The organism is Hydrogenimonas sp. (assembly GCF_029932565.1).
Lineage (GTDB): Bacteria > Campylobacterota > Campylobacteria > Campylobacterales > Hydrogenimonadaceae > Hydrogenimonas.
The window spans coordinates 1-10,715 of record NZ_JAOZPV010000061.1; the positions used below are offsets into that span (position 1 = coordinate 1).

Here is a 10,715-nt window from a genome sequence, read left to right on the forward strand (position 1 = left end):
TGTCGTTATAACCGATGCCAACGGCAACGAGGTGGGACGGGGTGTTGCCGATGCCAACGGCAACTATTCCATCATGACATCGGTATTGCCGGATGGCGAACAGACATTGACGGTGAGATCGACAGATGTTTTGGGTCAGAGTGCGAGTAGTTCACTGCAACTTACCGTGGATACGGCTCTTGTTCTGGATGTCGATATTAGCGATAACAATATCACGGATACAGACAATGTAATCAATCATGCCGAGCAGTATAACGCATTGATCACGGGAGAGATCGAACCAGGGGCTGCAATCGATACGATGACGATCGAAGATACCAATGGGCAGACACTCTCCATTGATTCATCGACGATCACAGTGGATGCCAATGGACACTATTCTGTCAATGTGGATGTCTCGGGACTTGCAGAGGGTATGTTGAGTGTGGCGGTTATTGGTACAGATATTGCCGGCAATACGGCTTTGGCAGGCAAAACGATATTGAAAGATACCATCTGCCCCATTACGATTGATCTGGCCCCAAGCAGCGATACGGGAGAAAGTGACGCGGACAATCTTACGTATGACGACACGCCTCTACTGCAGGGTGAGACCGATCCCAATGCTATTGTCACGGTTTACCAAAATGGTGCCGCAATAGGAACTACGACGGCGGATACCGATGGTAAATGGAGCTTCGAAGTGCCATCGTTGATCGATCGACCAGTAACGACGAAAGTGGAGGATTCTGCTGATTCCAACGGCAACGAATTGAACAATACGATCCAAAATGCTGTCGTGTTCGAACGATCTGATTTTGGGGCGTTTGTAGAGAATTTCGGAGGGCCGGATGATACCAATGGAAGGGAAATTCCTCAAAACGTCAAAGATCCGAACACCTTGTCGGCCCGTTTTATCGGAGCGATAAACAATGTCGATCCGGACGGCAACGATTTCCCAACCGATGGCCATGTCGATCAGGACTGGGTGAAGGTTTCTTTGAAAGCAGGAGAAAAGCTGATTTTGGATGTCGATTATGGTGCCAATGGAAACATTTGGCGGAATGATGGTTCCGTCGATACTGAAATCCAGATATTTGATGCCAATGGAAATCTCATTGACAATGTCGATGAACATATCTATAACTATCCGGAAGGATTGGTCACCGAAGCGAGACAGGATGACGACCTCGCACCACTGGACGGGGGTGAAGGTTCAGTGCTTTATGATCGGACGGGAGCCGATGCAAGAACACTCGATCCCTATTACGAATTTACTGTACCGGAAGATGGTGACTACTACATTCAGGTCAGTGCCTTTAACAATGGCAATAGATATGACAGCGGTACCTATGAACTCTGGATGAGCATAGAAAACCCGAAATTTGATTTCAGCGCTACTGCGGTTGATCCCTACGGCAACAGCGGTTCCACCAATGCGCTTACTGTGACACTCGATACAACGGCACCGGCTATTGCCATTGCATCGATCAGTGACGACAGTGGCGAGAGTGGAGACTTTATTACCAATGACAATACGTTGGTATTTAATGGGACGGCTGAACCCGGAAGTCAGGTCGACCTCTATCTCGACGATCAGAAAGTCGGTACCGTGACTGCAGATTCTGATGGTATGTGGCAATACGATTATACTCAAACCATACTTGTTGACGGCAACCATACACTGAAGGCTGTAGCGACCGACGAAGCAGGAAACAGCCGTGAAGTGGTGCAGACGCTTATAATTGATGCAACGGCTGTTGCGGATACACCGAACCTTTCAATCCATACCAATGAATTTTCTCTTGGTATGAATTTGGAAGGTTTGACGCCGAACAGTTGGAGTGGAAGCATCGATGTCAAAGATATCGATGGAGAGAGCGGTGTATCAGGTACAGAGTGGTCGACAGACAATGCCAATACGTATGTGGAGGTAGGGCAGGAAAATGTCTATCTGCAAAATGGGCAGAACGACAATTATGTGATTGAATTGGAAGCCAAAAACGGAGATGCTTCAAACCTCTATACGACAGTCAGTGATGCCAAAGAGGGTGAACTCTATCATATGGAATTCGACTACTCTCCGCGAAAAGGACACTTGAACGATTCCGATATCGATATCTATTTCGACGGTAAACTGGTCAAAACATTGAGTGGAAAAGGTTTCGACAACGATCATCTTGCCATGCAGCATTATACGATCGATCTGTATGTGGAGAGTGACGGAGATAAAAAATTGGAGTTTGTGGCAAAAGATCAAAACAGTTTGGGTGGTTTGCTCGACAATGTCCAGTTCGATCTTCAGACCAACACCGGCGTCGCAGGCCATGAGATAAGATTACCTGAAATCGATGCCTCTTTGAACGATACCGACGGTTCGGAGCAATTGAGAGTGGAGGTCGAAGGATTGCCGGTTGGCTCCACACTCTCCGATGGTAATGGCCACTCTTTTACTGCGACCGATCATCATACGACAGCCGATATCACCGAGTGGCAGCTTGATTCGATCTTCTATAAAACGGAAGATCCGGGAGTCGATACACTGACAGTCAAAGTGACAAGCGAAGAGATTGTCAATGGGGCTGTGGTCGATAGCGCTTTCACAACGGAGACGATCGATGTAACAGTGCTTGATCCCTACAGCACGGCAACCAACCTCGATGACACGCTCTATTTCCAATCGGGCGACAAAGTCGATGGACTCGCAGGAACCGATACACTGATACTTCATCAGGATGAATCGATCGATTTCTCGAATCTGCCGGCTGGAACGAAAGTGGAAAATATAGAGAAGTTGGATCTGACGGTCAACGGCAATCATGACATCAAGGATCTCACGCTCGACGATGTCATCGAAATGACCGATGACGACAATACACTGGTTATCGAAGGCGACAGTGCCGACAGTGTGGATGTGCCGGACGCACCGGCGGGTTACTCTGTTACACAGACCTCCGAAGGAGGCTACGATGTCTTCACCTATACGGGCAGCAGCGGCGATCCGACGGTGACACTCAAGATCGATCAGGACGTTCCCCACAGCTGATCATTTTGGAACGGGCATCGAAGAGTTACAGCGCCATCTTTTCGGCGCTTCTGGCAACCATTGTTTTGACGGCGGCATCCATGACGCATGCCTATGTCGGCCAGAGCAGGCTGCAGCAGATCGAAGCGGATTACGGTCCCTTCGCCGCGAACCGCTTCAAGTATCTGAATGAACTGCTCGAAACATTGAAAGATGCCGATCTTCGGACCAAACTGTCGGAGGTGAACGATTTCTGGAACGGAGTCTCCTACGGAAGCGATGCAAAGGTGTGGGGGAAAAAGGATTACTGGGCGACACCGTTCGAATTTCTGCTCAAAGACCGGGGCGATTGCGAAGATTATGTGATCGCCAAATATTTCACCCTGAAAGAGCTGGGAGTCGACCCCAAAAAACTCTACTTCGTCTATGTCCGTGTGCGGGGCAAGAAAGTTCCCCACATGGTCCTCGCCTACTACGAATCCCCCCAGGCGGAACCTTTGATTCTCGACAGCATCAACTACAAAGTCTTCCCGGCGTCGAAACGAAAAGATATCATACCGGTCTATACGTTCAATGGCGAGCTGCTCGAACGTTTTTCCGATCATACCCGCAAAGGGCTCAAAGAGAAGAACCGAAAAGTCAAACGGAAATGGGAAGACCTGGTCCACCGAATGGAAAGGAATGAATGATGACACTCTTTAGACAAATCACCGTGGTATTTACACTCTTTTTTCTGATTATGCTTGCGACTATCCTGGCGATCGGTTTTGAAGATTCCCGGGATTATATCGAGAACGAGCTCTATACCAAGGCACAGAACACGGCATCGACGCTTGCAGTTACGATGTCGCAGGCCGATGGCGACATTCCGAAAATGTCGGTCATGGCCGATGCCGTGTTCGATACGGGATATTACAGAAAAATCATCCTGAAAGATATGCGCGGGAGAGTGTTGTTCGAAAAGAGCCGCGACGATCTGGCCGCCGTTCCGTCATGGTTCGCTTCGTTGATGAGTCTCTCGGGAGAATCCGCCTATGCCCAGGTTTCCAGTGGATGGCAGCCGCTTGGCATGCTGGAGGTCCGGGCCGATACGACCGCCTCGCTCGAATATCTCTACGACCTTTTCAAAAAGATTGTTTCGGTCTTTATCGTTTCGCTGATTCTCGGGTTTTTGATCATCATTCTGATGCTTCGGACCGTACTCAGACCGATCGAGACGATGGAAGAGCAGGCCGAAGGCGTGCTTCAAAACCGTTTTATCATCAACCATGATCTTCCGAAAACCGTCGAGCTGAAGCGGATGACCCTGGCAATGAACGGTTTGGTCGATCGGGTGGAACAGATGCACAAAAAACTGATCGACCTGACGAAAAGAAATCGGGAACTGGAGTACAGCGATCCGTTGACAGGTGTCTGCAACCGCCGTTATTTCATCGTCCGGTACGAAGACTATACCGGTTCCAGAGACAGCCGCTCCACCGGTATGGTGGTAGCCATTCGTTTCTGCGGCACAATGGATGCAAACAAAATTATCGGGTATGACAAAGTCAACGACCTTTTCAAAACGGTTACCAAAAAGATTGAAAAGCGTGTAGCATCCCATGAGGAGGCCATTGTCTGTCGGATATCGGGGATGGAACTGGCTATTCTTGTTCCATCGATCGGAAGAGAGGAAGCCGAAAACATGGCGCAGTTGTTCATCGACGAAGCGAGAGAAGTGTTCGATGCAGTCGAACAGATCAGAGAGATTCTTTTCCTTGCTGCTGCCGTTGTGCCCTATGATCCGGAAAAAACACTCGAAAAACTTTTCGCTTCCGCCGATCTCACGCTCAATGCCGCGATGACACAAAACCGGGATGCCGTTAAAACTCTCCTGTTCGACAATGCGCTTCCGACGAAAAAGATCGAATGGCGTCATCTGATTATCGAAGGGATCAGAGAGAACCGTATGAAGCCGGTGCTTGCCAATATCTTCTCCGAAAACGGGAAAGACATTTCCGCCGAACTGATCTTCGATCTCGAAGACGAAAAAGGTGCCAGGATCCCATACCGGGTCTATGCACCGATGCTGCTGCAGCTCGGCCTTTTCCCTGACTACGTCGCCTATGCCTTTGAGTATCTTCTTGCCAATCCCTCATTCGAATGCAAACGGGTGGCGATGGAACTGCCGATCAGTTATCTCGATACGACCCATGAATTCGAAACCATGATCGATTACGTGGCACGACTCAAAACGATGCCGCGTGAATTTGTTGTCGAGATTGGACAGAATGATCTGATACGCCGGAATATTTCGGCGATCGAAGCCATTGTCGAAGAGCTTCATGCCCAGGATATACCAATTGCCATTGCACGATTCGATGCGGATGTGCAGATTCTGGAACTTCTGCACAAAGTACGCCCCGTTTATGTGAAGATGCATATCGGACAGTTCCTCGATATGAGCGATACGCTGCGTGACTCTCTGACGTTGCTGTTGCACAGCATCGGCACGAAGCTGCTTATCGGAGGGCTTGAATCGCAGGAGCAGTTGGAAAAACTCGGCAAACTGGGGGCCGACTATTTCATAATCTGAATGAGTGACTGCGTAACGCCAGTCACTGATACCGGAATGTTTCATACAAATGGCGCAGTTATCGGTCCCATGTTGACGCTGCGTCAAAGAGTTTTTGCAAATCGGTACCCTTTGAGATCCAAAAACCTCTTTTAAATCATTTAATTGTTATCATACATCCAAAAGCATTTGGAGAGACAAGGTATGAAAAAAATCCTGGTTATCGACAATGGAAACGCGGCACGTTCCATCATGGCCCAGGCGCTCATCAACAACTATCTGGGACGCATATGCGATCTGCATGCCGACAGTGCCGGATTGAAGCCGAAAGGAACGATCGATCACGAAACGCTGCAGGTGTTGGCGGAAGATGGTATCGAAACGGAGCATCTGTGGTCCAAAAGCCTGGACGATCTGGAGAGTCTCGATTACGATCTTGTCGTAACGGTCTGCGACAATGTCAAAGAGGCGTGTCCCACCTTTCCGGGAGCCAGAAACGAAATCCACATCGGTTTCGAAGATCCCGAAGGCAAACCTTTCGAAGCGTACGAACGGGAGCTTCATCAGATGAAAAATCTTCTGATTCCCCGCATACGCGAAGAGCTGTGTGACGAGTAGACGGTATGTTGGACTTCCTGACGTTCGAGAGATTCATCGCGCAGGATGTTCTGATTCTCTTTTACTACACAGGTGCAGCGGTGATGCCGCTTTTTCTGTGGTATCTGCGCCATTATCTTATCCGCAGACTTCCCTGGTGCCGGAGTGCCGATGCAAGGCTCAAAGAGTTTTACGGTGGGCTTGAAACGGGCCATAAAGTTGCGACAATCCTCTTTTTTCTCGGTATCTTTTTTTCGATGGAAGTGATATGGCGCATGATGTTCGAGACGATGATCGGGTATTTCCAGATGCACGATGCCCTGCGACAGTTGCTCGAACTCTCAAGGAGATAGAGAAAAGATTTTTTCAGAGAGGAAAAATCGGAAAGGATGTCTGATGCACCATTCGGAACGAACTCCCGAAACCCTGGCCCGCCACTTCGCGATGAAGGGAAGCCAGTGGATGATGTGCCCCGGAGAGGGGCCGATTGTCGCGGCGGCCATTCATGACGGACACGATCTCACCCACGATGTTGCGGAGCGGCTCGCCCTCGACGAAGCCACACGACTGCGCGAAGAGGACCCCTGTACCTACCGGATGACATCGATCTGCGATAACCGCATTACCGTATCTGTCTCCCGTTTCGTCGTCGATTTCAACCGCCCGCGGGAAAAAGCGGTCTATCGAACGCCAGCGGACGCCTGGGGGCTGGATCTCTGGAAAGAGCCGCCCACCGACGAGATGGTCGGGCACGGGTTGAAACTCTACGACGCCTTCTACGAAGAGCTTCGGGAACATCTCGAAGCGATCGTATCGAAGTATGGCCGTTTCGTCCTTCTCGACCTGCACAGCTACAATTACCGTCGCCGGGGGCCCGATGCGCCGCCCGACGATCCCGAAACGAATCCCGATATCAATATTGGCACGGCGACACTGGCCGACAGGAAGCCATGGGAAGCTCTGATCCGGCGTTTCATCGGCGATCTGCGAAGCTTCGACTATTTCGGCGATCGGCTGGACGTGCGTGAAAACGTGAAATTCAAGGGCGGATACCTGGCCGAATGGGTGCATGGCCGATTCAAGGATTCCGCCTGTGTCCTTTCGGTCGAATTCAAAAAAATCTTCATGGACGAGTGGGAGGGCAGGGTCGATCTGATGCGCATCGAACGGCTCCATACAATGCTCAAGGCGGCGATGCCCGGCATTGAAATTTCCCTGTCGGAAATGGGAGTGAAGCCATGAACGGAGAACGGCTGACCGATACACTTGTCGCCGAGATTGTCTCCGATCTGAAAGCAAACCGTGCTGTCAGAAAAAAGCTTCCGGAGGGCGGGCGTATCCATATCGACCGACAGCTCCCGTTTCTCTGCCTCTACAGAAAACCGGAAGGGCGGGAGGATGTCGGAACCTATCGTCTGGTCGAGAGTGAAGCTTCCTATATTACGGTGCTGGGTGGCCAGGACGTTTCGGCACTGGTCGAAGCCGTTGCGGGGACGATGTCGGAGATTTTCGGCAGTTTTCTGATACTGGAACTTTGGTCGATCCCCTATGAAAAGAGGCCAGAAGATATTGAGTCCAGACACCAGCCCCAATTCCATATAGTCGCTACGCAGCCGGAGGAACTTCTCTCGACTGTCGAGACACTTCAGACATGGTTGAAAAAGATTTCGATTCACCGTTTGAAAGCCGACGTGGCGATCGAACGGAGCGAAATCGTTTCACCGCCCGGTTTTGCGCAGGTTCTTTCCGAAACGAAGCTGCGGCGGAACAACACCCATATTGTCGGACTGGGTGTGCTACCGGTCTATCACGACGAAGAAGGTGCGGAGTTTTTTCCTCTTGAATTCTATGCATTGCGGAGAGGATTGGGAACCGCTTTCAAAAAGGCGTTTTTCCGTTTTACTGTGGATATGACCCGCAGTTGTCCCACCCATTACGCGATGATGGGTCGCCGTCTTGTGACGAAAGCGGTGTGGGAAATCGATGCCGCGCTGGCGGATATCGAGGATGCCTTCGATTTTCTTCTGCAGGTGACGCCGGTCAATACCGAAGATGCCTGGCGCCGGTTCAAGGCGAACGGCTTCAAAGGAACCCCTCATTTCCTCTATCGTCCGAGGCCTTTCTATATCGCCCATATCAAACGGACGCTTTTCGACATTCCGATCGGGAAGATCGAAGATCCGACCCTTTTCGAGCTGTTTGGCCAGAAAATGGTGGAACTCGACCGCAAACTGACACTGCTCTTCGATCGCGACACTGCGAATTTCCTCTATGGGAGCATCCCGACATACGGAAGAGTCGAAGAGGATCTGCTCGAAACGGCCAGCCGGATGCTGGAGTTGCTGCCGCACGAGAAAAAGGATGTCGAAGCGGATGCGCAGGAGGATGCGGTCGATGCAGAGACCTTTGCGGAGTATGCGAGAGAAGAGATCGACTACTACAAGACGTTCTATCCGCAGATGCGCTCGAACGTGGAGATACGCGACGACATTGTCGCCGGTGCGATGGTTTCCGGCGGCAATTTTCTGATCGCCCGGTCGGCCCATTTTCCAAAGCATCGGATCGAAGCGCTTCTCCATCACGAGATCGGCACCCATATTCTGACCTACACCAACGGCCTGGCGCAACCGTTCAAACAGCTCCATACGGGGCTCAGCGGTTACGACGAGATGCAGGAGGGGATCGCCGTCCTCTCCGAGTATCTTAGCGGTGGGATCAGCAAGGCGCGACTGCGGGTCCTCGCGGCGCGGGTGGTCGCCGTGCATCTGCTCTGCGAGGGAAAACCTTTCGATGAGGTGTTCGCCGTGCTGAACGACGAGTACGGTTTTGGTGAAAAGAGCGCATTCACCATCACGACGCGGGTGTTTCGGGGGGGCGGCCTGACAAAGGATGCCGTCTATCTGCGGGGGTTGATCGGAATTTTCGACTACCTGCATGGCGACGGGCCGCTCGAGCCGCTTTTTATCGGAAAGATCGCAGCCGATCACATTCCGTTGATCGAAGAGCTGCAGTATCGTGAAATTCTGAAAAAGCCGCCGCTCTGGCCCCGATGGCTCGAAGAGCCGGCAGCGAAGAGACGATTGCAGGAGATCCGTGAGGAAAAACTGACGCTGCTCGATCTGATCGAAAAAGGATACATATGAGAGTGGGATTTGTCATCAACGAACTGCTGAATGAACAGCTGCCGAGTTCGACGATTCAGCTGGCGCTGACCGCGACAGAGATGGGACACGAAGTGTGGCTGATGGGTGTCGGAGATTTTGTCTACAACTGCGACGAGCTGGTGCATGCCCATGCCAGAAGCGTCGCCGCCGGAAACTACGCGGACCAAAAAGCCTATTACGATGCGATCCGATCCGATGTTGCCCGCAAAGAGAGAATCACGGTAGACGATCTCGATATCCTGATGCTTAGGAACGATCCGGCCCAGGATATCCATCTTTCGTGGGCACAGCACGCCGCGATCGTTTTCGGGCGGACCGCGATGCGTCACGGGGTGATCGTTCTGAACGATCCGGATGGTCTGAGCCGGGCGATCAACAAGATGTATTTCCAGCACTTTCCGAAAGAGGTGCGGGTCGAGAAGGTGATCACGCGCACTTTTGCCGAGATAGAACGTTTTTACGAAAAACATGATCGGAGGATCATTCTCAAGCCGTTGATGGGATCGGCGGGACGCGGCGTCTTTTTCGTGCAGCCTCATGACGCGGCGAATCTCCACCAGATGGCCGAAGCGGTCTTCCGTGACGGATACGCGATCGCGGAAGCCTTCATCCCCGAAGCGGTCCATGGCGACGTCAGGCTCTTTCTGATGAATGCGGAACCGCTGCGGTCGAACGGGAAATATTGTGCATTTCGCCGTATCCCCGCCAAAGGGGATATCCGCTCCAATATCCATGCGGGGGGGAGGGCGGAAGCCGTTGAAGTAACCGACGAGATGCTGCGTATCGCGGAGATTGTTCGCCCGAAACTGGTTCAGGACGGAATGTTTCTGGTCGGTCTGGATATCGTCGGTGACAAACTGCTCGAAATCAATGTATTCAGCCCGGGCGGGTTGCACCACTCGCACATTTTCACCGATGTGGATTTCAGTAAAACCGTTGTCGAAGCGATGGAAAAGAAGGTTCTCTATATGCGGTACTACCAACGCAATTTCGACAATGTCGAAATGAATACACTCTGACCCCTCCTACCGCAAAGAGAAACGGTCAATACATCAAGATATTAAGATATATTGAAACAATATCGCGCTACACTATGGGCACGAAAGGATGGTGAAATGGATGCGATCGGTGATTTCCTGAAAACGACGGGTGCGCTCTACGATGAAACGAGAGTCCGGATTCTCAAGTTTATCGATCGGCACGGTCCGCTCTGTATCTGCGATCTGCAGGCGTCGTTCGAAATGATTCAATCCCGCCTTTCTCGCCATGTGAAGATTTTGAAAGAGGCCGGTTTCCTAAACGTGGAACGTGAAGGCCGGTGGGCCTATTACGCCATTCGCAGCCCGATGGACCGGTTTCGCAGCGAAGCGCTCCAAGAGATCCGCACGCTGCCGGT

At 51.4% G+C, this 10,715-nt stretch carries 9 protein-coding genes; all 9 read left to right on the forward strand.

Annotated elements, in window-relative coordinates; translation table 11 throughout:
• On the forward strand, window positions 1-3,025 hold a 3,025-nt coding region (locus Q1K24_RS07510; RefSeq protein ID WP_300368288.1), incomplete at its 5' end, for an Ig-like domain-containing protein.
• 5 nt (window positions 3,026-3,030) lie between these two features.
• On the forward strand, window positions 3,031-3,693 hold the full coding sequence (locus tag Q1K24_RS07515) for a transglutaminase-like cysteine peptidase (RefSeq protein ID WP_300368291.1): 663 nt from the start codon (window positions 3,031-3,033) through the stop codon (window positions 3,691-3,693).
• A complete protein-coding gene (locus tag Q1K24_RS07520; RefSeq protein ID WP_300368294.1) occupies window positions 3,693-5,579 on the forward strand; it encodes a LapD/MoxY N-terminal periplasmic domain-containing protein in 1,887 nt (628 codons plus the stop codon). The genes Q1K24_RS07515 and Q1K24_RS07520 overlap by 1 nt, the downstream gene beginning before the upstream one ends.
• 183 nt (window positions 5,580-5,762) lie before the next feature.
• Entirely contained in the window at window positions 5,763-6,176 is a 414-nt protein-coding gene (locus Q1K24_RS07525; protein ID WP_300368297.1) for an arsenate reductase ArsC, read from the forward strand.
• Window positions 6,177-6,181: 5 nt separating this feature from the next.
• The gene (locus Q1K24_RS07530) at window positions 6,182-6,508 is read left to right on the forward strand and encodes a DUF4282 domain-containing protein (protein WP_300368300.1); all 327 of its coding nucleotides are present in this window, start codon (window positions 6,182-6,184) and stop codon (window positions 6,506-6,508) included.
• Between the two features lie 43 nt (window positions 6,509-6,551).
• On the forward strand, window positions 6,552-7,397 hold the full coding sequence (locus Q1K24_RS07535) for an N-formylglutamate amidohydrolase (protein WP_300368303.1): 846 nt from the start codon (window positions 6,552-6,554) through the stop codon (window positions 7,395-7,397).
• Window positions 7,394-9,298, forward strand: a complete 1,905-nt coding sequence (locus tag Q1K24_RS07540) for a flavohemoglobin expression-modulating QEGLA motif protein (RefSeq protein ID WP_300368306.1) — start codon at window positions 7,394-7,396, stop codon at window positions 9,296-9,298. The genes Q1K24_RS07535 and Q1K24_RS07540 overlap by 4 nt, the downstream gene beginning before the upstream one ends.
• Complete coding sequence (locus tag Q1K24_RS07545) at window positions 9,295-10,338, forward strand: glutathione synthetase (RefSeq protein WP_300368309.1); 1,044 nt, start codon at window positions 9,295-9,297, stop codon at window positions 10,336-10,338. The genes Q1K24_RS07540 and Q1K24_RS07545 overlap by 4 nt, the downstream gene beginning before the upstream one ends.
• Before the next feature lie 105 nt (window positions 10,339-10,443).
• Window positions 10,444-10,715: metalloregulator ArsR/SmtB family transcription factor (locus tag Q1K24_RS07550; RefSeq protein WP_300368312.1), on the forward strand; the 272-nt coding region annotated here is incomplete at its 3' end.

Excerpts from the sequence above, each read along its gene's own strand:
- Q1K24_RS07535 (WP_300368303.1), top strand. The coding sequence starts at position 6,552 with ATGCACCATTCGGAACGAACTCCCGAAACCCTGGCCCGCCACTTCGCG.
- Q1K24_RS07520 (WP_300368294.1), top strand. The coding sequence starts at position 3,693 with ATGACACTCTTTAGACAAATCACCGTGGTATTTACACTCTTTTTTCTG.
- Q1K24_RS07525 (WP_300368297.1), top strand. The coding sequence starts at position 5,763 with ATGAAAAAAATCCTGGTTATCGACAATGGAAACGCGGCACGTTCCATC.
- Q1K24_RS07540 (WP_300368306.1), top strand. The coding sequence starts at position 7,394 with ATGAACGGAGAACGGCTGACCGATACACTTGTCGCCGAGATTGTCTCC.
- Q1K24_RS07545 (WP_300368309.1), top strand. The coding sequence starts at position 9,295 with ATGAGAGTGGGATTTGTCATCAACGAACTGCTGAATGAACAGCTGCCG.
- Q1K24_RS07530 (WP_300368300.1), top strand. The coding sequence starts at position 6,182 with ATGTTGGACTTCCTGACGTTCGAGAGATTCATCGCGCAGGATGTTCTG.